This window comes from Shewanella sp. YQ_9 (genome assembly GCF_043103185.1).
GTDB classification, from domain to species: Bacteria; Pseudomonadota; Gammaproteobacteria; order Enterobacterales; family Shewanellaceae; genus Shewanella; species Shewanella algae.
Genome location: NZ_JBICJO010000014.1, coordinates 14,388 through 37,592 on the forward strand (window position 1 = coordinate 14,388; position 23,205 = coordinate 37,592).

Annotated in this window: 22 protein-coding genes and 1 pseudogene; 3 read left to right on the plus strand and 20 right to left on the minus strand. The window is 53.3% G+C overall.

The genetic code is table 11. The features are described from left to right. Positions 1-17: 17 nt before the first annotated feature. The 3 genes from ACF8D4_RS03660 to ACF8D4_RS03670 all read right to left on the minus strand — a co-directional run bounded on the left by ACF8D4_RS03660 (position 18) and on the right by ACF8D4_RS03670 (position 3,497). On the minus strand, positions 18-467 hold the full coding sequence (locus ACF8D4_RS03660; RefSeq protein ID WP_028779347.1) for an Hsp20 family protein: 450 nt from the start codon (positions 465-467) through the stop codon (positions 18-20). Between the two features lie 268 nt (positions 468-735). Then, positions 736-2,430: a bifunctional UDP-sugar hydrolase/5'-nucleotidase UshA gene (gene ushA / locus ACF8D4_RS03665; protein WP_044734341.1), complete on the minus strand. Its 1,695-nt coding sequence runs from the start codon at positions 2,428-2,430 to the stop codon at positions 736-738. Positions 2,431-2,825: 395 nt separating this feature from the next. Continuing rightward, entirely contained in the window at positions 2,826-3,497 is a 672-nt protein-coding gene (locus ACF8D4_RS03670) for an alpha/beta hydrolase (RefSeq protein WP_392468367.1), read from the minus strand. A 180-nt stretch (positions 3,498-3,677) separates the two neighbouring features. On the opposite strand from ACF8D4_RS03670, the gene ACF8D4_RS03675 reads away from it, so the two are divergent. Next, positions 3,678-4,688 carry a glutathione S-transferase family protein gene (locus ACF8D4_RS03675; RefSeq protein ID WP_144159562.1) on the plus strand — a complete coding sequence of 337 codons (1,011 nt, stop codon included), beginning with the start codon at positions 3,678-3,680 and terminating at the stop codon, positions 4,686-4,688. A gap of 4 nt (positions 4,689-4,692) precedes the next feature. Here the strand turns inward: ACF8D4_RS03675 and ACF8D4_RS03680 are convergent, their stop codons facing one another. The 4 genes from ACF8D4_RS03680 to ACF8D4_RS03695 all read right to left on the minus strand — a co-directional run bounded on the left by ACF8D4_RS03680 (position 4,693) and on the right by ACF8D4_RS03695 (position 7,776). After that, complete coding sequence (locus tag ACF8D4_RS03680; protein WP_025009501.1) at positions 4,693-4,920, minus strand: DUF3389 family protein; 228 nt, start codon at positions 4,918-4,920, stop codon at positions 4,693-4,695. Between the two features lie 70 nt (positions 4,921-4,990). Continuing rightward, positions 4,991-5,473: a peptidylprolyl isomerase gene (locus ACF8D4_RS03685; RefSeq protein WP_044734338.1), complete on the minus strand. Its 483-nt coding sequence runs from the start codon at positions 5,471-5,473 to the stop codon at positions 4,991-4,993. A gap of 70 nt (positions 5,474-5,543) precedes the next feature. Next, entirely contained in the window at positions 5,544-6,428 is an 885-nt protein-coding gene (locus ACF8D4_RS03690) for a WYL domain-containing protein (protein ID WP_392468372.1), read from the minus strand. A 136-nt stretch (positions 6,429-6,564) separates the two neighbouring features. Further along, entirely contained in the window at positions 6,565-7,776 is a 1,212-nt protein-coding gene (locus ACF8D4_RS03695) for a lytic murein transglycosylase (protein ID WP_392468375.1), read from the minus strand. Positions 7,777-7,985: 209 nt separating this feature from the next. Here ACF8D4_RS03695 and ACF8D4_RS03700 point away from each other — a divergent pair, with 209 nt between their 5' ends. Both ACF8D4_RS03700 and ACF8D4_RS03705 read left to right on the plus strand, forming a co-directional pair. Beyond that, positions 7,986-8,345, plus strand: coding sequence for a DUF2750 domain-containing protein (locus ACF8D4_RS03700; RefSeq protein ID WP_025009498.1), 360 nt, complete (start codon positions 7,986-7,988; stop codon positions 8,343-8,345). Positions 8,346-8,416: 71 nt separating this feature from the next. Continuing rightward, positions 8,417-9,055: a hypothetical protein gene (locus ACF8D4_RS03705; protein ID WP_044734336.1), complete on the plus strand. Its 639-nt coding sequence runs from the start codon at positions 8,417-8,419 to the stop codon at positions 9,053-9,055. On the opposite strand, the gene ACF8D4_RS03710 is transcribed toward ACF8D4_RS03705, so the two are convergent. The 13 genes and pseudogenes from ACF8D4_RS03710 to ligA form a co-directional block, all read right to left on the minus strand. Then, complete coding sequence (locus ACF8D4_RS03710; RefSeq protein WP_028779355.1) at positions 9,056-9,994, minus strand: chemotaxis protein CheV; 939 nt, start codon at positions 9,992-9,994, stop codon at positions 9,056-9,058. A 238-nt stretch (positions 9,995-10,232) separates the two neighbouring features. Then, entirely contained in the window at positions 10,233-10,844 is a 612-nt protein-coding gene (locus ACF8D4_RS03715; RefSeq protein ID WP_392464664.1) for a class I SAM-dependent methyltransferase, read from the minus strand. Positions 10,845-10,908: 64 nt separating this feature from the next. Next, positions 10,909-11,502 (minus strand): hypothetical protein, encoded by a 594-nt coding sequence (locus ACF8D4_RS03720; RefSeq protein ID WP_392464666.1) that lies wholly within the window; start codon positions 11,500-11,502, stop codon positions 10,909-10,911. A 148-nt stretch (positions 11,503-11,650) separates the two neighbouring features. Then, the gene (locus ACF8D4_RS03725; protein ID WP_392464667.1) at positions 11,651-12,322 is read right to left on the minus strand and encodes an exonuclease domain-containing protein; all 672 of its coding nucleotides are present in this window, start codon (positions 12,320-12,322) and stop codon (positions 11,651-11,653) included. Position 12,323: 1 nt separating this feature from the next. After that, positions 12,324-14,171 carry a DUF294 nucleotidyltransferase-like domain-containing protein gene (locus tag ACF8D4_RS03730; RefSeq protein WP_392464669.1) on the minus strand — a complete coding sequence of 616 codons (1,848 nt, stop codon included), beginning with the start codon at positions 14,169-14,171 and terminating at the stop codon, positions 12,324-12,326. A gap of 221 nt (positions 14,172-14,392) precedes the next feature. Next, the gene (locus ACF8D4_RS03735) at positions 14,393-16,126 is read right to left on the minus strand and encodes a sodium:solute symporter family protein (RefSeq protein ID WP_025009491.1); all 1,734 of its coding nucleotides are present in this window, start codon (positions 16,124-16,126) and stop codon (positions 14,393-14,395) included. An 11-nt stretch (positions 16,127-16,137) separates the two neighbouring features. After that, entirely contained in the window at positions 16,138-16,404 is a 267-nt protein-coding gene (locus tag ACF8D4_RS03740) for a DUF4212 domain-containing protein (RefSeq protein ID WP_025009490.1), read from the minus strand. A 433-nt stretch (positions 16,405-16,837) separates the two neighbouring features. Next, on the minus strand, positions 16,838-17,458 hold the full coding sequence (locus ACF8D4_RS03745) for a thiol:disulfide interchange protein DsbA/DsbL (protein ID WP_044734333.1): 621 nt from the start codon (positions 17,456-17,458) through the stop codon (positions 16,838-16,840). Positions 17,459-17,493: 35 nt separating this feature from the next. Further along, positions 17,494-18,315 (minus strand): SDR family oxidoreductase, encoded by an 822-nt coding sequence (locus tag ACF8D4_RS03750; RefSeq protein WP_025888352.1) that lies wholly within the window; start codon positions 18,313-18,315, stop codon positions 17,494-17,496. A 117-nt stretch (positions 18,316-18,432) separates the two neighbouring features. After that, positions 18,433-19,641 (minus strand): HD-GYP domain-containing protein, encoded by a 1,209-nt coding sequence (locus tag ACF8D4_RS03755; protein WP_028779362.1) that lies wholly within the window; start codon positions 19,639-19,641, stop codon positions 18,433-18,435. A 279-nt stretch (positions 19,642-19,920) separates the two neighbouring features. Then, positions 19,921-20,400: a DUF2919 domain-containing protein gene (locus ACF8D4_RS03760; protein WP_037436491.1), complete on the minus strand. Its 480-nt coding sequence runs from the start codon at positions 20,398-20,400 to the stop codon at positions 19,921-19,923. A 325-nt stretch (positions 20,401-20,725) separates the two neighbouring features. Beyond that, positions 20,726-21,007, minus strand: a pseudogene (locus ACF8D4_RS03765) (IS4 family transposase); the annotation flags it as partial. 148 nt (positions 21,008-21,155) lie between these two features. Beyond that, positions 21,156-23,162: an NAD-dependent DNA ligase LigA gene (ligA, locus tag ACF8D4_RS03770; RefSeq protein ID WP_392464671.1), complete on the minus strand. Its 2,007-nt coding sequence runs from the start codon at positions 23,160-23,162 to the stop codon at positions 21,156-21,158. Positions 23,163-23,205 lie beyond the last annotated feature (43 nt).

A 23,205-nucleotide genomic window follows, 5' to 3' on the forward strand; every position in this document is an offset into this window, starting at 1 on the left:
AGCTTATCAGCGCTGTTTTAGGCCTGAGTTTCTTCTATCAGGCGGTTACCTGAGCCTATCTCAATTTTGCGCGGTTTCATGGCTTCAGGGATCTCGCGCACCAAATCTATATTGAGCAGGCCGTGTTCCAGATGGGCGCCTTCGACGGTCACATAATCGGCCAACTGGAAGGTACGTTCAAAGCCGCGCTCGGCAATGCCCTGATACAGGTATTTACGCTCCGGAGCCTGTTCGCCCTTGGTGCCTTTCACCAACAGCTTTTCGCCCTCGCTGGTGATCTCCAGCTCATCCATGGCAAAACCTGCAACCGCCATGGTGATCCGGTAACGGTTCTCACCTAAGAGCTCGATATTGTATGGAGGGTAACCGGCATTGCCATTGTTGGCGGCGGCATGTTCGGCCAAACGGGCCAAACGATCAAAACCGATAGCGCTGCGGTAAAGGGGAGTCAAATCATAGTTACGCATAGTCATATCCTCATAGATTAAGCAATATGTAGTGTCGGGCCGAATCATCGCACCCTAGGTTCAAACGGCCGCCCAATGGCACGGCCTTTAATTTATCGGTCAAGGCGCTTCCCCTGCCGACACTCAATAGATAGGGTCGGGCAATGGTATTTCAAGTCCCGGTAGAATTATTTGGTTAAAAATCACCCAAACCCACATGACTGCCCTGCTCTTTTGCCACAAAAAAGCAGCCCCGAAGGGCTGCCTGTAAAGTGACTTAAAGTGCTATTTACTGAGGCACTTCACAACCCAGTGGGCTGTTAGAGTTTTCATAAACGATATCGCCTACCGGCTCGTAATCAACGGCCTTGATGCTTTGCTTCTCTTTCAGGAAGCTGTAGAAGACTTCGGCATCAACATAGCCGGTTTGTACCGGATCCAGCTTGGGATAGCCGTCACCGCCCGCGGCGTTGAAGCTGGGTACAGTGAAGGTGTAGCTATCTGTTGCACTGTAATCCTTGCCGTTGACTTCGCTGATAGCGACCGACTTGGCCTGACAGTCAACTGTCATTTTCACGCCCGTGATCTGGGCATAAGCCCCTGAGCCGCGCTGCATGGTAGCCACTACACCCAGATAATCGCTGAGCTCGGCACCTGTCATAGTGCTCAGGGTGATCATGTTACCGAAAGGCTGCACTGTCAGTACATCACGGTAGCTGATATCACCGGCGGCGATAGAGTCACGTACACCACCCGAATTCATTACGCCGATATCGGCATTAACCTTGGTGGCCTGCGCCATGGCGAGCAAACGGCCCAGGTTGGTCTGCTGACCACGAACCACGGCGCGATCGCCTTCCAGTTTGCCATCGGTAGTGGCGATGATTTCGCCCAGTTTTTCACTACCCTTGTCCTGATATTGCTGCAGTACAGCCTTCACTGTGGTATCGGCAGGGATCGGCTCACCGGCCAGTTCCTCTGTCTTCTTGCCTTCGGCATCCAGTTTTCTCAGGTTGACCGGGATCAGCTTGTAGCTGGCCAGGTGCAGTTTGCCGCCATAATATTCAAAATCGGCGCGGCCAACATATTTACCCCATTCATGGGCCTGCATGATCCAGGTGCCGTTTTGCTGATCAGGGCGACAATCATCACCTGGGTTGAAATCGGCATAGCTCTGGGTACCGGGTTCCATACAAACCGGGTTCTGTGAGTGGCCACCTATGATAACCTGCAGCTGTCCCTCTTCCAGGGCGCGAGCCATGGCCACGTCACCCGGGGCGTTGCTGCCATTTTGGCCATCGGCATAGTGACCCATGTGAGTGGTCGCCACTATGATGTCGGCGGCTTTGTTATCATTGATCTCTTTGATGACCTTTTTGATCTCTTCTTTGGGATCAGTAAACTCAAGCTCGCCGATAAACTCAGGGTTACCTATCTTAGCGGTATCTTCTGTGGTCAAACCTATGACAGCTACTTTAAGACCTTTAACATCGAAAACCTTGTAAGGCTCGAAGTAACGGGTGCCATCTTTTTTGTAGATGTTGGCAGCCAGCATAGGAAACTCGGCGAGCTCACGCTGCATATCCAACACACTCAGTGGGTTATCAAACTCGTGGTTACCCACGGCCATGGCGTCATAGCCAATCAGGTTCATGCCGATAAAGTCAGGCTCGGCGTTTTGCAGATCCGACTCAGGCACACCTGTGTTGATATCACCACCGGAGAGCAACAGAGTCTGGCCGCCGTTGCTTTCCACTTCGTTGCGTAAGCGCTCAACCAGCGTCTTACGGGCTGCCATACCATACTCACCGTCACTGTTTTCCCAGAAGCGGCCATGGTTGTCATTGGTGTGTAAAATGGTGAACTTGGTGCAGTTATCGGCGCCGCAGACTTCCGGTGCCGGATCCTTGTCATCACTGTTACAACCGGCGAGAGCAGCCAGAATGGCTGTCGCCAAAAGTCCTTTCATCAGTTTATTAGACATAATTAAATCAACCCCATGTTTTTATTTATTTTTACCATCATCATTAATAAGCGGTGAAGCGAACTTCCCGCGCCCGACATACTAGCAAGATTAAGTCGAACATGTGTCATTTTTATTAATAAAAGTGAGCTAAATGTGTGATTTTAAGGCGGGAAATAATACAGTTTGTTTACGTTACCAAATAACCCCCTAAACGAGGGGGATATCAAAGCGGGATATGCTGCGGGACCAGGATTTAAGAACTCTAACCAACCATAGTTATCTTGCTGTTATTTAAGATAATAACTAAAGCTTGCCATGAGACATGGCCATTGTTTGGCAAAACAAACAGCCCGGGTGATAATTTTCTTGCCCCAGGCTGCTTAATTTTCAGGCGCTCAACCCTTAACTGTCACTTAGCTCAAACGCGCCTGCAGCCACTGACTGATGAGATTAAGCTCCTGCGGTACCACGCCGTGCGCCATTGGGAAAGTGTGCCATTCAAGCCGATATCCCCCCTGCTCGAGCGCCTCTTTAGCCATAAGCCCGGCACTGAGGGCAACCACATCATCCTGCTCACCGTGGCATTGCAAAATAGGTATATCACGGTTGGCGCTGCTCACGTCTTCCGGCAGTTGCTCCCCCCCCGGTAAATAACAGGACAGCGCCATAATACCGGCCAAGGCTTCGGGATAGCGCAGTGCGGTAAAGAGGCTCATCACCCCACCTTGGCTGAAACCGGCAAGCACAATACGGTTGGCGGCAATGCCCTGGGCGACTTGCTGCTCTATGAGTTGTCGAACCAAACGCTCGGATTGCAACACCCCTGGCATATCAGCTCTGTCATGGAGATTGAGGCTCTTGATGTCATACCAGGCGCGCATCACATAGCCACCATTGACAGTAACAGCCTGCTCAGGCGCATGTGGAAACACAAAGCGTATCGAGTGATCGGCAGGCAGTCCCAATGCCGGCACCACAGGGGCAAAGCCGTCACCCGAGTCACCCAAACCATGCAACCAGATAACACAGGCCGTGGCCGGCTCCCGGGGTTCAACAACAACGGCATCCAGGGTGGCTGACGACATAACAACATCCTTCTTGATAGGCAAAAAATGTGACCGACATCATATCAGGCTGAAGATTCCTTGCCAGTACCATTCTAAAAATTCGAATAAAAACACATGTATTTCGCGCTTTACCCATAAATAACCACCACCTAGACTGAGATGCGAGCCATGAAAGCAAAGCCGTTAAAGGAGCGACAGATGGGATTATTGCAGCAGGGCAAATGGGTTGATCAGTGGTATCAGACAGACAAAAGCGGCGGCAAGTTCGTCCGTGAAGATGCAAAGCTGCGAAACTGGATCACCCCGGACGGCAGTCCGGGCCCCAGTGGCCAAGGCGGATTCAAGGCCGAGCCGGGCCGCTATCATCTCTATGTTTCACTCGCTTGCCCTTGGGCCCACAGAACCTTGATATTTCGCGCCTTGAAGGGATTGGAAGCGCTGATCCCTGTCACTGTGGTCGAGCCCCACATGTTGGAAAACGGCTGGGAATTTGCCACAGAGGCGGCGGGCCCCAAGGGCGGCCACCATATTCAGGGCGCCGAGCAAGACCCTTTGTTTGGCAAAGCATTCCTCTACCAAATTTACCAGCTCGCCGCGGCCGATTACAGCGGTCGGGTGACAGTACCTGTGCTGTGGGACAAACATCATCAGACCATAGTCAACAATGAATCGTCGGAAATCATCCGTATGTTCAACTCCGCCTTCGATCATCTGACCGGCAATAACCTGGACTTTTACCCGCCCCATCTGAGAGAGGAGATAGATACGCTCAACGAGTTCATCTATCCCAATATCAATAACGGGGTTTACCGGGCCGGTTTTGCCACCTCACAACAAGCCTATGAAGAGGCCTTTGAGCAGCTGTTCAGTGCCCTTGACAGATTGGAGTTGCAATTGAGTGAACGCCGCTTTCTCACCGGTTCACAAGTCACTGAGGCCGACTGGCGCTTGTTTACCACCTTAATCCGTTTCGATGCCGTCTATGTGGGCCACTTCAAGACCAATAAACGCCGCATTGAAGACTACCCGGCGCTGAGCCAATACCTGCGCGATCTGTATCAGTACCCCGGCATTGCTGCCACGGTCAACTTTGAACATATCAAACAGCACTATTACTACAGCCATGGGCAGATAAATCCCAGTCGCGTCGTACCCAAGGGCCCCGAGTTAGACTATCAGCGCAGCCATCAACGCCACAGACTGGAATAGTAAATCACTCGGGCGTCAGGCCGTAAAAGTCTGCCAGTTGCTCGAGCTGCTCATCGGAGTCGAGCCGCAGCTGCCAACGCACGGCGCCGGCATCGGCCAGCAGAATGCAAGGGCCTTTGAGCAAACGGATATCATCGCTCAGCGCCATCAACACTGTCTGCATGGCCGGCAAGCGTACCTGCAGCTCATTGGGACTCAGCAGCAATCGCCCCTGCTCGCAGTCAATTTTCATCCCCTCTCCTCTCAATGGTTTCTCAATCAAAAACGCCCGCAGAAGCGGGCGTATTCAGTTAAAGCCAAACTCAGTGGTGATGGCCACCGACGCCATGGGCATGACCATGGGCTATCTCTTCATGGGTGGCTTCACGGGCTGAGACCACTTCGATATCAAAGGTCAGCTCGCGACCGGCCAATGGGTGATTGATGTCCACAGTGGCCATAAACTTGCCCACCTTGACCACAGTCACTTGACGCTGGCCTTGATCTGTATTGACGACCGCGCGCATGCCTGGCTTCCATACTTTGGCGCCCATCAGGTGTTTTACCGATACGCGCTGCTCGGCGCCTTCAACCCGCTCACCGTAAGTTTCAGAGGCAGGCAAGGTCACACTGAGCTTGGCACCTACCTCTTTGCCTTCGATGGCTTTCTCGACTCCAGGCATCATGTTGTCATGGCCATGCAGATAGGCGATGGGATCGTGCCCCTCGTTGGTTTCCAGCACTTCACCCTTTTCATCGCGCAGTGTGTAATTGAACTGCACCACCATATCTTCTTTAACGCTCATTCTGAGTCCTCAGTATTCATGATTCCGGCGCAGCTTAACAAAACTGTCGCCTGCACTCCACTGCTTTGGATTACCGCCCGGCACCCGGCACTATCGCCAGATGCTCGAGTCGCTCCAGCACCTGGTGGTTTTTAAGTGCCAACTGACAAACACCACCATCGATTTGATGCCTGGTGGAGCAATCCACACTCCAGCTGCGCAGCAGATATCCGGCCAAGGCCGCGTTGCTGGCCACCTTGAGCTCGCCATCCTCCATACGATAGTCGAGCATAATCGCCTCCGGATGCTTCAGGCTCGGATGGGGTACCAACACCAGTTCCACCGGCGTCAACCAGTTGCTGTCGGCCGCCGGTTGCTCCTTGGGCAAGGGAGAGCCTTCAAGTTCTCTGGCCTGCTTGATACGGGTCACCACAAAGTCGTTGAACTTGCCATGCTGTCTGTCAAATGCCCGTACATGCCAGCGCTGGCCGTTGTTGACCAGGGCATGAGGCACAATTTCGCGAAGGGTTTCACCGCTTGAGGTGGAAACATATTGCAGCGCCAGCGCCTGCCCTTGCTGAATCGAGCGCATCAGCGCCGCGATAATCTCGGTATCCGGATGAATAAGCCGCACCGCATCGAAACAGACCTGGCTGGGAACCAGGGGCTGTGACAAACCATCACCAAAGCCACGGGCCAAACCCGAGAGAATGGCTTCGGGATCGTGATGAAACAAGGGTTTGAATTCATGCTGGCGCTGATAATGACGACTGGGGTGCATCAGCTTGAGGTTCTGCGGCGCCAATTCGCGATAGAGACTGAAGTCGCGGGTGGCGGCCGCCAATCCGGTGGCAAACTTGGCAATCAGATCCTGACGACTGACCAGGCCAAAATACTGCAGACTGAAATCGATAAAGGCCAGACGCTGACGCTGGCCGTGACTCAACTTATCTATGTTGCTCATCTCGCTGCTCATATCATTCCCTGAATTCAAATAGGTGAGGGAGAACGCCAATTTCTGCTGCCGGCATTATCCGGGCAGTTTCTTGGCGCCTTTATGAGCTAACATTAGCCAATCCCTTGGCTGCTGGCAATCATTTTGATTAGCAGAACTAGAGTCCCAGAGCTTTAAAGGTTTCGGCAGAGGGGAAACCGTCGGCCACCAAGCCTTTGCTGAGCTGAAACGCCTGTAAACTGGCGCGAGAGTTACGTCCGAGAATACCGTCCGGCTTTCCGGCATCAAACCCCTGCTCATTGAGCTTTTGCTGCAGCGCCTTTATCTGGGCGCGGCTCAAGCGGGTTTGCTGCGGCGGTGTTTTGGCCAGCCGTCCGGCGCCACTTATTCTGTCGGCCAAATGGCCTACTGAGATGGCATAAAACTCAGAACGGTTCCAACGCTGGATCACCTGGAAGTTATCGTAGCCGAGAAACGCAGGTCCCTCGTGCCCGGCGGGCAGATAGAGTCTGGCTTCCATCTGGGCCTGTGGCAGCACCTCGCCATTGCTCTGGGTCAATCCCAGCGCCTGCCAGTCGGCGAGAGACTTTTTCTGCCCCAGGTGCTGATAATCAAACGCCTCAGGTAAGCGAACCTCCCTGCCCCAGCGTTCGTTGCGCTGCCACCCCAGGTGAGCAAGAAAGTTTGCCGCCGAGGTCAGGGCATCATCTATGCTGTTCCAGAGATCCGCCTTGCCGTCACCGTCACCATCGACGGCATAACTGGCGTAGGCACTGGGCATAAACTGGGTGTGTCCCATGGCACCGGCCCAGGAGCCTTGCATATCGGCGGCAGCAAAACCATATTGCTGGCTCAGCTTCAGCGCTGTCATCAACTCCTGAGTAAAAAAGCCAGAGCGGCGGGAGTCACAGGCCAGAGTCGCCAGCGAGTCCAGGACCGGCATCTTACCCTTGTAGCCTCCGAAATTGGTCTCCATGCCCCAGAAAGACAAGAGATATTGCGGCGGCACGCCATACTCGCGCTTGAGCTTGTCCAGCAGCGCCTTGTGCTCAACCAGCAGTTCCCGGCCCTTGGAAACCCGCCAATCGGTTACCCGTTTATCGAAATAGTTGGCAAATGTCTGGGTAAACTCGGGCTGACTGCGATCCAGCTCTATCACTCTGGGGACAAACTTGAGTGGCTTAAGATGTGAGTCGATGGTCTGTTGACTGATACCCTCGTTAAGGGCCTTGTCCTGCAACTCCACAATACACTGAGGAAAAGCCGCTTCCCCGGCTTTTATCAGGGCTTCTACGGGATCCTCATTCTGGGGGGCTGCCAGCGTTTGCGTGGCCAGCAGCAGGGGAAACCAGGATAATACTCTGAACACCTTCCGACTCCTTAAAAGAATAAACACCCCATCGAGCTCCATCCTAACCAGTCGCACAGTGTTTTTTAAGCCCCGCAGGCATAATTCCCTGTCGTTGAGCCGATTTTTAAGCATTTATTCCTGTTTGTTCATCTGAGGTTAAGATTCACTTGGACTCCAGTGCTTATGCCGTATAATGGCGCCACTAACCCTTGCTCAAGAGAGAGATCATGACTGATTTAGCGCCGGCACTGAGCCAATTTATCGATAACGTCAAAGAGCACCAGCAGGTGTGGGGCTTGCAGGACGACTCCGGCGAAGGCTGGGTGGTGTGTGACTCCAGTGAATATGAAGACACAGATGTCATGCCTTTATGGTCTGATCAGGCGGTGGCCCAGAGCCATTGCACCGAGGAGTGGGTCAACTTCGCACCCGTAGCGATTTCACTGGAAGAGCTGCTGGAGTTCTGGATTGAAGATCTCAACGAAGATGGCGTATTGATAGGTATCGATTGGCGCGCCGAGCAGGAATGTCCCGAAGTTGAGCCGGTAGAGCTGGCCAAGTTCCTGGTGGACGTGGAAGCCGAATAAGCTTTACCCGGTCGGGAGTCACCAAGGCTCCCGACTTCTTTTAAGACTCAGAGCAGCATCTGCACAACCCTATGCCCTGTCCCTTGGTCGACATCCCCTTTAATTGCCGTCACAGCTGCTGGTTTTGTGCCGAACCCTGCGAGCACGTTTTTGCCTTTAGAGCCTCCCCCCATGCAGAACATGCCTCACTGAGCGTGCCCGCCTGTAAGGAGTGCCTGACGCTGGCCCGCCAACATACTCTCACCTCGATATACGAGTGCCGTATTGCGGTTAAAGATGCGTTGATGAAGCGCTACGCCAAACATCTGGCCATAGGGCTGAATTGGACCCGTGAAGAGCTGGAAGAATCGGAGTTTTCCTGCAAAATTCTTGGCGGCTTTAAACGCAGCGCCTGGTTTATGTATGAAGTGGCCAGAGACAGGATCAATGCCAAGGGCTGGCCCTTGTGTATTGATGGGGTTCCGCTGCGCGACGAGACGCCAAATACCGGGTTTGACTTCGACGGTTTGCACTACAGCTCAGTGTTTGCCGCCATAGAGCACTACGCCAAAAACTTTGCACTGGATAAAGACTTTCTGCAGGCCTTGACTGCCATCTGCGGCCGCGACAGATTTGCCTTTGCCGTGCGCCTGGCCAGACTCAACATAGCCGCGGACAAACGCACCAAGAAGCAACTTATCCGCGAACTGGAGCTGGAAAACAGCCACTAATCAGCCGAGCTGACGAATTCTGTCCTGCACGGCTTCCACCAGCAGATCCGGCTGGAACTTGGAAATAAAACGATCGCACCCCACCTTTTCCACCATCGCCTTATTGAAACTGCCACTGAGTGAGGTATTGAGGGTGATATAGAGATCGGCCATCCGCTTGTCGTTGCGCACCTCATAAGTCAAACGGTAACCATCCATTTCAGGCATCTCGGCGTCGGTGATCATCATCAAAATCTGATCTGTCACCTTGAGCCCCTGATCGCACCAGGACTTGAGCAGCGTCAGCGCCTCGCGCCCATCGCTGCGTTCAATCACTTCAAGCCCCAACTGCCCCAAAGTATCGCGAACCTGGCGTCTGGCAGTGGGCGAATCGTCGACAATTAAAATCTTGTGCCCCGGCATCTTGGCCACCAAGGACTCATCCAGCACACCTTCCGAGAGACGCACGTCATAGTGGATGATCTCCGCCAACACCTTTTCCACATCGATAATTGACACCAACTCAGTTTTACCCTGAGTCTCAATACGGGTAATGGCGGTAAGGTAATGATTACGGCCGGCAGTCTTCGGCGGTGGCATGATATCGCCCCAGGTCATGTTGACGATATGCTCAACCTTGCCCACCAGAAAACCCTGCACACTGCGGTTGTATTCTGTGATGATAAGGTTAGCGTCTTCGCCCACCGGCATGGGCGAAAAACCTATGGCACTGCGCAGGTTAATGACAGGGATGGACGTACCGCGGATATTGGCGACGCCACTGATGGCGGGATGACTGCCGGGCATGGCAGACAGTTCCGGCAGTTTAACTACCTCTTTGACCTTGAATACATTGATGGCAAACAGCTGGGTCGAACTGATCCTGAACAGCAGCAGTTCCAGACGGTTCTCACCCACGAGTTGGGTACGTTGATCTACGGATTCCAATACTTTTGCCATAACGACTGCGTTTCCAATTTAACTTCGGAGTATTGAGCAAATTATAGTGGTAAAGCGGCACAACAAACCATGCTTCAGGGCAAATTTAGGCTAAATTGTCTTAAATGATACGCACTTGGATGCTGTTATATCGGTTGCAAAAAGATAGGATTAAACGCATAAGTGCTTATAGAGTGGAGCTGGGCAAAACCAAACCGCCAAGCACGACAAGGCCCAGCTTGACCCGTCATTATCCTGCTCAAGCTTTGCCGACGGTTTTACGGGCCAGGATGATACCCGCCAGCGCCGGCAACTGGTGTTGGCGGATAATCTCAAAGTTGCCGGTATCTTCAAGAACAGCCAAGAGTTCAGCGTGATTGAAACGGTTTTCCTGGGGATGTTCAAACAGACGCCGACTCAAGGGATTACAGATAGCGGCGCGATAAAGCTCTTCCATGACGAAATAGCCACCAGGGCGCAATACTCTGTGTACTTCGGCCACCGCCTGTTGCCAATCCGGAATATGATGAAAGGCGGCAAAATCGACCACAAGGTCAAACTGGCTATCGGCAAAAGGCAAGGCGCTGCCATCGCCCTGACACAGATGCAACCAGTTTTGATCCGAATACCGCCCGGCGCAGTGGCTGACCATGTCGAAATCAAAATCGAGCGCCCACACTTCTTCCGCCCCCAGATCCTGACGCACAAGCGCGATTCCCTCACCAAAGCCGCAGCCTATCTCCAAGGCGCGACTAAAAGCAGGTAAAGGCTTGGCAAACAGCTTCAACAACATCCGCCGCTCCAGCTGTCTTTGCAGCCACAAACGCAGCGGATGCCTGACTATCGATTTTTCAAAGCGATTGAGTTGCATGAATGGCAAACCACCCAAGATAATTCATGGTTAATATTTAAGGCCCTTGCGGCGACAATCATCTTCACTCGTACCCAAAGGGTTCCAGCGGCAGTTGATCCCAATAGATGCCCTGACCGAAGAAGTCTTCCAACAGTTGATTGAGCCGCGAAAAACTACTCACCCTTTGCGGCTTGCCGCTGATACAGTGCCACACGTACCTGTGGCAGTTATTGTCAAACAGGTCGTAATCCCGATACTGAAACAGGCTCTCGCCAGCGCGGGCCAGCGCATGTTCACTGACCAGGGGCATTCTTTGATGATCGCAGGCAACAAACACCTTGCTGCCGCTATGACCTGCCAGGAAACGCTTCACCGATACTGGCCGCACCAGGCCGCTGCCGTGGAGCTCGGCCAACATACCGTCACCGAGCCAGATACCTGTGTGTTCAATGACCCCGAATACGTGGCAGCACACCAGCATCCCGGGCTGCACTCGTTTGACACTCTGACTGTGAAACCATTCACTGGGTGTCAGCCGCGCCTGCCCCTTGGCCCCCTTTGTCGGCATATCCTTGAGTACTCGATTGCGGGCGACTTTCTTACGCTTCTGCCCTTCATCGGCAAGCCACACGGCGCCGAGTGCGGCAGAGCCGAGCCAGAGTAACGGAAGTGCCATAGCTTTGCTCCTTAACGCCTTGAGTGGCACTTTGAAATTAATCGAATTCGGGCCGCTTGGCAAAGTTCAATTCGACCAAGCTCAGTTCTGACAACGCTCTGCTCAGTGTCAAACCAAGGGAATACACCCAGGAAGTGCTCACCGACTGCTATACCCAGGAGAGGAAATCGGCCACAGGCTCTTTGGCAGCATCACAGCTTTGCGCCAGAAACAGCTCACCACAGGCCAGCGCGTCAGTCAGGGCATTGTGGGCCGAATACGGCGGCAGATGATAGCGGCTGCGGCAAGCGCCGAGGCGCAGACTACCGCTTGGCAGCACCTCCTGTTGCCGCTGCAGGCGGGTCTTTTCCAGCAGCAGGGTATCTATCACGGGAAGATGCAGCTTAGTACCGTATGCCTGCTGACAAAGCCTGCTGAGAAAAGCGCAGTCCAAAGGAGCATGATGCATCAGTAAAATGCGCCCCTGACTTTGCCGTAACAGCCAAGGCAAGAGCTGTTCGGGCGCCAGCGCCCCCTGTTCAAGATGGCGATCCATAATGCCGTGAATCGTGGCGCTCTGACCGACACTGCCGGCAATACTCACCAATTTGTGGCGGGCGCCGCTGAGCTCCAGTCTGCCTTTGTTGATGGGCACCACACCGATGGAGAGTATCTGATCGCAACCCGGCTCTAGGCCGGTCATTTCCAGGTCCAGCGCCATCAAAGGCGCCTCTGCCACAGGCTTGGATAACACTGGACTCAAGGCCTGGTAAAAAGACTTGAGAGGCTCTCTTGCCTGCCAGCAATGCCAGGCAAGGCGAGTTCTATGCAGCAAAGGCATCCTAGAAACTCCGGGTAAACTTGAGTCTCAGCGCCGCCTGGGCATCATGCACCACCTTGAAGGCATCCCTGAGTTGATGACGCATCAGTGAAGAGAGTGCCTGCGGCATCAGAAAATTGCTTATCTTCTGGCCTTGCTCAAACTGACGCCCCTGATTGGCCAGCCGCATATGGGCAATAAATTCATGGGCATCTGCAAGGTTGAGGGCATCTTTGCGGCTCAACAGCTTGCTCTCCATCAAGGCGCGGATCCGTTTGGCGGTATTGACCTCTTTGACGCCGGCGGCCAAGGCATATACCCGGGCGATGTCATTGATAAGGGCGCTGCCCCTGTGTTTAAGATCCATCCCCTTGACCTCACTGCCATCCCTGTCGAGCACGAATTGGCGGAAAAATCCCAATGGCGGCGACTCACTTAAGGCATTGCCGGTCAGGGCCGCCAGAAAGATATCCTTGTCTTTGGTCTGCGCCAGCACCTTGTCTTGCAGCGCATCGAACAAACTGTCCGGCCCATATACGGAGCGCATATCGAAAAAGATGCTGGCATGCATCAAGGCCTTGGGCTCAGGGGTGTTGACCCAAGAGGCAAACTTCTGCTGCCAACTTGCCAGCGACAAACACCAGTTGGGGTTTTGCGCCATGATATCCCCGGGGCAGTATACATAACCGCATTCGTTGAGCCCGGCGCACACTCCCTTGGCCAAGGCCTGAAAGTAACCTCTGGCATGCTCATCCGGCTCTTCGGCCAGCAATAAACCATTGTCCTGATCCGAGCAGGCGGCCTGATCCTGCCGCCCCTGAGAGCCAAATGCCAACCAGCAAAACGCCATCGGCGCCTCCCCGAGCAGCGCCTGATGGAGCTGGATAAGTCTGCGGGTAAGCGCATCGGTAACTGAGGTCAGTACCCGGCCAATCTCCTCGGCACGGGCATCGGCGCTGATAAGGTTTTGCAACAAAAGCGGTATTTGCCGACTGACCCCGATAAGGCTTTGCAAATCTTTTTGCCGCTCTATCTCGCCTATCAGCAACAAAGGTTGGGATGCCTGACTTCGCAGTATGTCTGTGCTGGTGATCATCCCGACCGGCTGCTCTCGCTCCATGACCGGCAGATGGTGAATGTTGTGCTCGCTCATCAGCAGCATAGCTTCAAATACCAGGGCCTGGGCATCTATGTATACGGGCTGGCGGGTCATGGCTTGAAACACGGCTTCATTGCCGGTAAGCCCCTCGGCCAGCACCCGATTACGCAGATCCCTGTCGGTGAGGATCCCCACCAGTTTGTGATTATCCAGTACCAAGACAGACGACACCCTGTGCTTGCGCATCAGCTTGGCCGCATCCGTGATACAAAGGCGGTGATCGACACTGACAGGCTCATGGGTCATCAGGGTGCTGATACGGCTGGTGGTGGTCAAATCCCTGGCCCGAAAACGACCTTGGTGGCGCAACCGTTTGGCATAGGCGCGGTTGAAGAAGCGGTCGAAGCTGCGACACTCCAGGCGCAGAGTGTCAAACAGCGCCGGTGGCACATGATAGACCAAGCCATCTTCGAGGATCAGCACCTTGTTACTGATCTCCTCGCCCGACAGCAGAGAGGGAAAGCCAAAGCAATCGCCCTCCCCCAAACGGTCCAGCAACTCGCCTTCGGCATCGCGCACTTCAAAGGCACCGCTGCGAACGATATAGAGCATGGGGTTGGCCGAATCCAGCGGCACGGCTTTCATCGACTTGCTGTAATAACCTATGCCGATGGCGCGGCAACATTGCTCCAGCAAGGGTTGCGGCAGTTCATCGAAAGGAACCGTCTGTTGCAGAAAGCTGCGAATAGGCAGCAGTTCACTCTCATCCATGGGCGGCCTTTAGAGTTGGACTGACTAATCTCAATATTGCCCACTCTGTATCATGCTGGCTATCTGGCTTTAGTCGAATACAGCCAGAACCAAGGCAGAAAGCCCGAAACAGAAAGCCCAAACCAAAGAAAAATAGAAAGTTGAGTATCCAACCCAAACTGCACTGATAAAAAAATCCCCCGGCCAAGCGGGGGATCTTCCATTTATGCAGCATCAGACTATCAGTGTTCCTGCGCCGTGCCTGCACCTTTGGGGAAACGGATGGATTCAACCATTTCCTGTACATGCTCCGGAACAGCGGCTGTCATCTTGGCAACAATAATCGCCACAACAAAGTTGAGTATCATGCCAATCATGCCTATTCCTTCAGGCGAAATACCAAACAGCCAGTTTTCAGCGCTGTTATCGGCAGGATTAATGAACTTGAAGTAGATGATATAAGCCGCGGTAAAGCCAAGCCCCACCACCATACCGGCTATGGCTCCTTCCTTGTTCATCGACTTGGAGAAAATACCCATCACGATTGCCGGGAACAGTGACGATGCCGCCAAGCCAAAGGCAAAGGCCACCACTGCCGCCACAAACCCTGGCGGATTAATCCCGAAGTAACCGGCAATCACTATACCAACAGCCGCCGCGGTTCGGGCATAGAACAACTCCTTCTTGTCTGAGATGTCCGGCATAAAGTTTTTCTTCAACAAGTCATGGGATACCGAGGTTGAGATAACCAGCAGCAAGCCCGCAGAAGTCGACAGCGCCGCCGCCAGACCACCGGCTGCAACCAGAGCAATCACCCAAGCCGGCAGATCGGCGATTTCAGGGGTCGCCAGCACCATGATATCGCGGTCGATATTCATCTCATTGCTGCTGTCGTCGGTGAGATTACCCTTGGCGTAGTACATCTTGCCGTCGCCATTTTTATCATTCCACTTGATAAGCCCGGTGGTTTCCCAGTTTTTGATCCACTGCGGCGCCGACTCATAGGCAACACCTGTCGATTCAGGACCATTGATGGTTTCTATCATGTTCACCCGGGAGAACGCCGCCAAGGCAGGCACAGTGGTGTACATAATGGCAATAAACACCAGCGCCCAACCGGCACTGATACGGGCATCTTTCACCTTAGGTACGGTAAAGAAACGCACAATAACGTGTGGCAAACCGGCAGTACCTACCATAAGCGCAGCAGTGATGGCGAATACATCTATGGTGCTCTTGGCGCCTTCTGTGTATTCAGTGAAACCCAGCTGGGTTTGCAGGCCGTCGAGTTTTTGCAGCAGATACACCCCGGTATTATTCCCGGCGGCGTCTATCAGTTCAGCGCCAAAACCGATTTGTGGAATGATATGGCCTGTCATCATCACAGAGATAAAGATGGCCGGAACCATAAAGGCGAAAATAAGCACGCAATATTGGGCCACCTGAGTGTAAGTGATCCCCTTCATGCCACCGAGTACGGCGTAGAAGAACACCACTGCCATACCTATATACACCCCGGTATCGACATCCACTTCCAGGAAGCGGGAGAACACCACCCCAACACCGCGCATCTGCCCGGCAATATAGGTAAAGCAGATAAAGATGGCGCAAATCACAGCCACCACTCGGGCCGCTTGGGAGTAATAACGCTCACCAATAAAGTCAGGCACAGTGAACTTGCCGAACTTACGAAGGTAAGGCGCCATACACAAAGCCAGCAACACATAGCCGCCGGTCCAGCCCATCAGGTACACACTGCCATCGTATCCGACGAAAGAGACAATCCCCGCCAGCGAGATAAAGGAAGCGGCCGACATCCAGTCTGCAGCCGTCGCCATACCGTTCATCACTGGGTGAACCCCGCCACCGGCAACATAGAAATCTTTGGTAGAGCCGGCTCTTGACCAGATGGCAATCCCTATATAAAGGGCAAACGAGAGCCCCACAATCAAAAACGTTAATGCTTGAACATCCATCGGCCCGCTCCTTAGTCTTCGTGTACGTTATATTTTTTATCTAAGGCATTCGCTTTGGCCGCATATACGAAAATCAGCACTACGAATACATACATGGAACCTTGCTGGGCAAACCAGAAGCCAAGCTTGAATCCCATAAAATGAATTTCATTGAGAACATCCACCAGCAAAATCCCACAACCGTAGGAAACCACGAACCAGATGGCCAGTAGTGCCAGTACCAAGCGCAAGTTTTCGCGCCAGTACCCCTTTGCCTTGTCATTGTTTTCAAAACCCATAGCGACTCCCCTGTGGTAATAATTATTAAGTCACAGTTAATCTAGCAACCGCCGGGAGTGCCACAATCAAGACCTTAGTCTAACCCCAAATTTACACATTAATAACAATTGTAAAAATCCAATATTTATCAGCTGGTTAAAACAAAATACGCCAATAAAACGCTCGTTTAATTGGCGCTTATTATTAGACCAATGTCGAAGTGATTTTCAGGATGGTTTGCATCAGGAAGCGGCCCTTCTCCGCCATGGGAAGGGTCGAACAAGAACCCAAAGCTGCCATAAACGCTTTTATCGAACCGAGGTGGAATAAACTCTTATGACCATTCAGGCTCTTGTCTGAATTTGTTCGGCAGATTAATGCCAAAAAGCGTAAAAAAAAGAGGCCATTCGGCCTCTTGATTGCATTTTCTTGACTGCATTTGCAAAGTGGTCGCTATGGCGCTTCCTGGTTCAAATAGAGGACAAGCGCTGCCAGCTCCTTGGGATCTGAGCTTTGGGTGGTGATCAAATACTTGCCATTGACCAAGAGTGAAGGCACACCACGGATCCCTGAGAGCTGAGTCTGGGTATCATAATTGGCCAACGCCAGCTTGCTGTCGGCCGAGCCCAAGGTTTGGTTAAGCTCTTGCTCATTGACCCCCTGCGCCAAGAAGAAATCCTTCAACTGCTGCGGCCGATCAAAAGCCTGATGTTTCTCATGGATCCTGTTGAAAATATTGCCGTGCACCTGATCGGTTATCCTGAATTTTTGCGCCAGATAATAGGCTTCCTGACTGAGGATCCAGGAGGGACGCCCGGCACCGACCGGGGTTCGTTCAAAATCCAGTTTCCCCTTCAGCAGGGCAGCAGTTTGCTGCATCAAGGGATCCTTGTGATAGCAATGGGGGCAGTTATAGGAGAAAAACTCTCTGACTATGCCACTCTTGGCTTCCGGGATCCCTGGCACCTTGACATAATCGCGCCCTTCCTGAAAATCGGCCGCACTGGCACTGAAACTGCCGAAGGCCAAGAGTATCAGCGGCAAGGCTCTCACCATTCTGGATAAAAAAGACATAGGGTTTCCTCTTGTTCTGTTTTTAGTCACGCTTTTTATTGGCAAGCGGCAATAAGGCTATCAGCCTCGGGGTAACTGTATTCAAAGTCAAGCTCGCGGCAGATGAGAGAGCCATCCACCCACTTACCGGTTTCACTCTCTGTTGCAAACTCAGGCGATGCCAGGCCAAGCGCCTTGGCGGCAAGCGGATAGAATTCTTGCCTGGTTGGATGACACGGCGCACAAAGGTTATAGATGGCCCCTGGGTTAGCGGCGGTCAATAACTGCAGGCAGGCATTTATGCAATCATCGAGATGCACCAGATTCACCACGGCGTTTGCTCCGGGCAGCCCTTTCTTGCCGGCCAAGAAGCGCCCGGGGTGACGGCCAGGTCCGACCAAGCCAGCAAATCGGATGACAGTGACTTTGAGACCTTCGTTGGCAAGCGCCAGTATCTTCTGCTCAGCCATCGCCAAGGTGCCGGAATAGCTGTCCGCCGGAGCATCAACAGATGTCGCCTCTGTGACCACGCCCTGAGACTGTGGGTAAACCCCTGAACTGCTTATAAACAACAGACGTTTGATGGAACTTGCTGCAATCACAGGCAATAAACGCTCGAGAGAGGACAGATAATCATTGGCGCCACGCCTGAGGCCGGGGGGGATATTGAGCACCAAGGCATCACAGCCATCCGGTAACGAAGGTAAAGGTGCAGGCTCAGCAAGATTGAGGGTTACGGCATCCATCCCCTCTTTTCTCAACAGATCCGCGCCCTCCTCGGTACGCTTACTGCCGCAAACCTTAACGCCTCTGGTCTGCAGTTCCTTCGCCAGTGGCAAACCAAACCAGCCGCAGCCCCAAACCGCAATATGTTTCATCGCCCTACTCCGTTGTAAACCGAGCTCAAGCATAAGACAAATAACAATAAAAACCAGAGGTGGGCCTATGAGTGGCCAAACTTTGGCCGCTCACGGCAAGAGAAAGCGGGTTGCAAGCTATTCCAGGGCGCTGAAATAGAAACTGATGCTGGCACCGGTTTGCAGGGTTTTTGAGGCGCCTTCGGTCAGTTCATCAGACTTGAGCACGGCCTCCACGCTGACCTCCTCATCCATAAGAAAGCGCAACTTAGGCTCGCTGCCATCGCGTTTACAGGCCCAGACCTGGGGTTGTCGCACCTCTGCAGTCGTCATCATCACCTTGCCGACACTGTTGTCAGACAGACTCACCAGGGTGCCAGGCGGATATATACCCAGCACCTTGACCAGCGCCGAAATCAACTGCTCCTGATGTTGGCCGACCCTATTTTTAAACAGATAACCCAGGGCAATTTGCGGTGACACCATCTCCTGACGCGCCAATTGGCTGTCATAGTCATTGGCCAGTGCCACTATCTGAGTGGTCAGGGGCAGCTTGGCCAGCTTGAGCCCATCGGGGTAGCCTGAGCCATCGATAAACTCATGGTGATGCATCACTATATGCAGTACCTCATTGCCGAACAGGCCACTGCGCTTGAGCATGTCATAGCCAAAATTGGGATGCATGGAGAGAAAATTGCTTTCATGGGGGCTCAAGGGGCCGCGCTTGCGCCTGATGGCATCGGGCACCTTGAGTTTGCCTATATCGTGCAGCAGTGCCCCCAGAGCGATGTCCCTCAGCTTGTCCTTGGACAACTCAAGCGAATGACCGATCATCAAGGCCAGTACCGCCACCGATATCCCGTGCTGAGTCACGCTGGGAGCGCCTTCACCACTGGACACCAAGGCCAACTTGGGATTATCGGATTCCAACAGATGCTCCAGCATCAGCTCTACCAGAGCTGAGGCTTCACGAACGGCGCCTTCGGGATCGGACACCAACTTACTGACCACGGTACGACTGTCATTAATGGCATTCAAAAAACGCCCCTGGCTCTTGCGTATCGCCTTGCGGGCAGAGGCTTTGGGATCCGGTTTATTGTCCTTTGTTTGCTCTGTTGCCTGCTGCGCCTCGTCTTCCTCTTCAATCACATCATTGAGCAGCTCCTCGTCGGAGAGCAAGATGACATAGGGCACCCCGAGATTACGGATCATCTCTATCTGGCTGGCATCTTTGATTTCTATACGATTGAACAAAAAGGGATGATCTGTCCAGGACAGAGGCAACTTGACTGTAATGCCGGTTTGCAGGCGTGACAGCGGGAGATGGATCCTTTCAGCTTTGGCCACTCAAAGTTTCTCCAGAGAACAACTTGATAAACAAGGTTTTAAAAAACCAATACCCAAGAGTCTTAACTATAGACCATTGAAAACCAAGCGTAAGACTTCAGCGCCAAATTTATGACAAAAACAGCATATTTGACAGTGTTTTAGTTCCTAAACGGCCGCTGAAGCCCTTTTCTGTTCATATTTCATCCAAAATAGCTGCAATTGATAACTCTTTAAGCCGAAATATGCCAATGGGTCTCTGTTTTATATAGCAAAAAACCGCCAATCTTGCCTTGTATGTCACTCCAACTTGTCTTGTTTTTGCCAGTCGTTCAAATAGTGGCGCAAATGAGCCGACTTGGCGAGGTACAGCAAAGACCAGAACAGCAGCAAGGCATCCAGCGCCAGATTCCAACTGAACAGCCAGTCGCTGTGACCAAGACGCTGAATAAGCAGCATGCCGTCTATCCCCAGCAACAGCGCCAACCACCAACGAATTTGCCGAAATAGTGGGATCACCACCTCAAATACCCGTTTACGTTCCGCCACGATCAAACCATAGACCAGCAAGGCGCCGGCGCCGGCGGCCAGAGCCAATAGGAAGTCGCTCTTCTCCGGATAAAACAGCCGCACCAGAGCGGCCCTGTCGCTGGCCTGGGTAAGGGACGCGGCAAACACACACCAGCCGCGGGCCAGAAACAGTACTATGATGTAAAGCAGTAACGGCGGCTTGATATGACCGTTATTGTCGAGCCAGCGTACATGTTCAAATTTAAGCAAGGGCAGAATTCCATCATTGTGACTCACCCAGACAGGGCCTGGCGCAGCCATCATAAAAAAGTAACCGAAAGCGCTCACGCTTGTGACTGACTCCGGCTTCTAGGCAGATGAACCTACAGGCCTTGAGTCCGAAGCATCTTCCAAAACAATGAGGTGGGTCCTGCGGCGGCGCAATTCAAGTTGTGTAAGGCAAATAAGCTAAATAAGGAGGGCCTGAACAGACTGTTTGGCTTTTTTGAGTCTGAAATGTTAAGAGTCCTTATCAACTCGGGTCAGTTGATGCTAAGTGAACATAAAAAAGCCCCGCAGCTTAGCGCAACGTAGTTCACTTAAGCGGAGCTGCCTTGTGATTAACAGGATATCGGGTCTTTGATATTTTTACCGCCCTGGGCCGATTTGGCTTAGGGCGTTTGTCTATAAAAAGGATGGACAAGTCTCCTCGCAGACTGTTTAGACGCTTCGGCGTATTACCTGGTGACACCGCTTTGCTCATGACTTTGAGCTGACTTGCGATGAACTGACAAGCGTACTTAAAGCTGATTTCATTGGGCATTCGACCATGCTCTACTGCCGCTTGGCTCGCTTCTCGTCACACCAAGTTATAACCAAAGTCGGCAAAGCAGTTTTGAATAGACATAAAAAATCGGAAACCTACAAACAGGTTTCCGATTGTCTCTCATCAGGAGGTTCGGTCAACCGATCCTTATCTGATCTACGTTGCGCAGCTTGGCGAGGCTTAAACAGAGAAATAAAGCTCAGGGCTGCAGCAGCGCCAGCAGGCCGGCTTCATCCAACACCTTGACCCCCAGCTCATTGGCCTTGGTCAATTTGGATCCAGCGGCCTCGCCGGCCACCACGCAGTCTGTCTTCTTGGAAACACTGCCGGACACTTTGGCGCCGAGCGCCTCCAGCTGCGCCTTGGCGTCAGTGCGGCTCATCTGGCTCAGGGTGCCGGTCAATACCCAGATCTGCCCCTTGAGCGGTTGCTCGTCTTCAGACGGCGCTTCGATGGCCGGCCAGGTCACCCCGGCGGCCAGCAGTTTATCTATCACTTCAAGGTTGTGGGGCTGAGCAAAGAAGTGCGCCACATGCTGAGCCACTATGGCACCGACATCTTCCACTTCAATAAGCTGCTCGACACTCGCCTGCTTGAGGGCATCGAGCTCTTTGAAGTGCCGCGCCAGGTTGGCGGCGGTAGACTCACCCACCTCACGGATCCCCAAGGCGTAGAGAAACTTGGCCAGGGTTGTTTGCTTGGCCGCTTCTATGGCCTGCACCAGATTGGTGGCCGACTTGAGCCCCATCCGCTCCAGCATGGTCAGGGCCGAAGCCGTGAGTGAGAACAGATCCGCCGGGCTCTCCACCAGCTCCTTATCAATCAGCTGCTCGACTATCTTGTCGCCCATGCCGTCTATATCCAGCGCCTTGCGGGAGGCAAAGTGTTTGATGGCTTCCTTGCGCTGCGCTTCGCAGAACAGGCCACCGGTGCAGCGAGCCACGGCTTCCCCCTCGAGGCGTTCCACCTGAGAGCCACAAACCGGGCAATGCGCCGGGAAACAGATCTCTTTGGCATCCTCAGGTCTTTTTTCCGGCACCACGGCAACCACTTGCGGGATAACATCACCGGCGCGGCGAATGATCACTGTATCGCCAATTTTGACCCCAAGGCGGGCGATTTCGTCGGCGTTGTGCAAAGTGGCGTTGGAAACTGTCACCCCACCGACAAACACAGGCTTGAGCCTGGCGACCGGTGTCACGGCGCCGGTGCGGCCTACCTGAAAGTCGACCCCTTCGAGCAGAGTCATCTCTTCCTGGGCCGGAAACTTGTAGGCGATGGCCCAGCGCGGTGCACGGGAGACAAATCCCAGTGTTTGCTGCGCTTCTATGCTGTTGACCTTGAATACCACACCATCGATTTCATAGGCCAAAGCACTGCGGCGCGCCATAATATCCCGGTAGTAGTCATCCACTTCGCTGAGGTCCTTGGCAAGGCGGATCTCACTGCTGATCGGCAATCCCCAAGTTTTAAGCTGCTGCAACTGCCCAAGGTGGGTGTCCGCCAGCGGGAAGGATTCCGGCTCAACCACACCCAATGCATAAGCGTAAAACGCCAGTGCCCGGGAGGCAGTGATCTTGGAGTCCAGCTGCCGCAAACTGCCGGCGGCGGCATTACGCGGATTGACAAACAGCTTGTCTCCCTTGGCTCGGTTACGCTCGTTGAGCGCCTCGAAGGCCGCCTTGGGCATGAATACTTCACCGCGCACTTCCAACAGCGGCGGATAATCATTGCCCCTGAGTTTCAGCGGCACGGCCCGAATGGTACGAACGTTTTCGGTAATATCTTCACCGACCGCGCCATCGCCCCGGGTGGCGGCGCGCTCCAACACGCCATCACGATAGAGGATACTGACCGCCAGACCATCGAGCTTGGGCTCGCAGCAATAGCTGAACTCGCCGACTCTGTCAGTCACCCGCTTATGGAAGGCAGCAAAGTCTTCTTCACTGAAGGCGTTGTCCAGACTGAGCATAGGTTTGAGGTGAGTCACCTGTTCAAACTTGGCCAGCGCCAGACCACCGACTCTGAGGCTTGGAGAGTCGCTGCGTTGCAGTTCAGGGTGCTCAGCCTCCAGTGTCTTGAGCCGCTGCATCAGGCGGTCATATTCGGCGTCGGGAATGCTGGGATTGTCATCCACATAGTAGCGAATGTTGTGCTCGTTAATGGTACTTATCAGCTGATCAATTTCGTTTTCAATGGCTTGCATAAAAATTCCGCACAAAACAAAGGCCGCAGAGGCGGCCTTGGAT

Coding starts and splice junctions, on each gene's coding strand:
- ACF8D4_RS03720 (WP_392464666.1), bottom strand. CDS start 11,502: ATGGCACTTCCGTTACTCTGGCTCGGCTCTGCCGCACTCGGCGCCGTG.
- ACF8D4_RS03730 (WP_392464669.1), bottom strand. CDS start 14,171: ATGGATGAGAGTGAACTGCTGCCTATTCGCAGCTTTCTGCAACAGACG.
- ligA (WP_392464671.1), bottom strand. CDS start 23,162: ATGCAAGCCATTGAAAACGAAATTGATCAGCTGATAAGTACCATTAAC.
- ACF8D4_RS03750 (WP_025888352.1), bottom strand. CDS start 18,315: ATGAAACATATTGCGGTTTGGGGCTGCGGCTGGTTTGGTTTGCCACTG.
- ACF8D4_RS03715 (WP_392464664.1), bottom strand. CDS start 10,844: ATGCAACTCAATCGCTTTGAAAAATCGATAGTCAGGCATCCGCTGCGT.
- ACF8D4_RS03690 (WP_392468372.1), bottom strand. CDS start 6,428: ATGAGCAGCGAGATGAGCAACATAGATAAGTTGAGTCACGGCCAGCGT.
- ACF8D4_RS03710 (WP_028779355.1), bottom strand. CDS start 9,994: ATGGCAAAAGTATTGGAATCCGTAGATCAACGTACCCAACTCGTGGGT.
- ACF8D4_RS03675 (WP_144159562.1), top strand. CDS start 3,678: ATGGGATTATTGCAGCAGGGCAAATGGGTTGATCAGTGGTATCAGACA.
- ushA (WP_044734341.1), bottom strand. CDS start 2,430: ATGTCTAATAAACTGATGAAAGGACTTTTGGCGACAGCCATTCTGGCT.
- ACF8D4_RS03740 (WP_025009490.1), bottom strand. CDS start 16,404: ATGGGTTTTGAAAACAATGACAAGGCAAAGGGGTACTGGCGCGAAAAC.
- ACF8D4_RS03705 (WP_044734336.1), top strand. CDS start 8,417: ATGCCCTGTCCCTTGGTCGACATCCCCTTTAATTGCCGTCACAGCTGC.
- ACF8D4_RS03725 (WP_392464667.1), bottom strand. CDS start 12,322: ATGCCTTTGCTGCATAGAACTCGCCTTGCCTGGCATTGCTGGCAGGCA.
- ACF8D4_RS03670 (WP_392468367.1), bottom strand. CDS start 3,497: ATGTCGTCAGCCACCCTGGATGCCGTTGTTGTTGAACCCCGGGAGCCG.
- ACF8D4_RS03735 (WP_025009491.1), bottom strand. CDS start 16,126: ATGGATGTTCAAGCATTAACGTTTTTGATTGTGGGGCTCTCGTTTGCC.
- ACF8D4_RS03745 (WP_044734333.1), bottom strand. CDS start 17,458: ATGTCTTTTTTATCCAGAATGGTGAGAGCCTTGCCGCTGATACTCTTG.
- ACF8D4_RS03700 (WP_025009498.1), top strand. CDS start 7,986: ATGACTGATTTAGCGCCGGCACTGAGCCAATTTATCGATAACGTCAAA.
- ACF8D4_RS03685 (WP_044734338.1), bottom strand. CDS start 5,473: ATGAGCGTTAAAGAAGATATGGTGGTGCAGTTCAATTACACACTGCGC.
- ACF8D4_RS03680 (WP_025009501.1), bottom strand. CDS start 4,920: ATGAAAATTGACTGCGAGCAGGGGCGATTGCTGCTGAGTCCCAATGAG.
- ACF8D4_RS03660 (WP_028779347.1), bottom strand. CDS start 467: ATGCGTAACTATGATTTGACTCCCCTTTACCGCAGCGCTATCGGTTTT.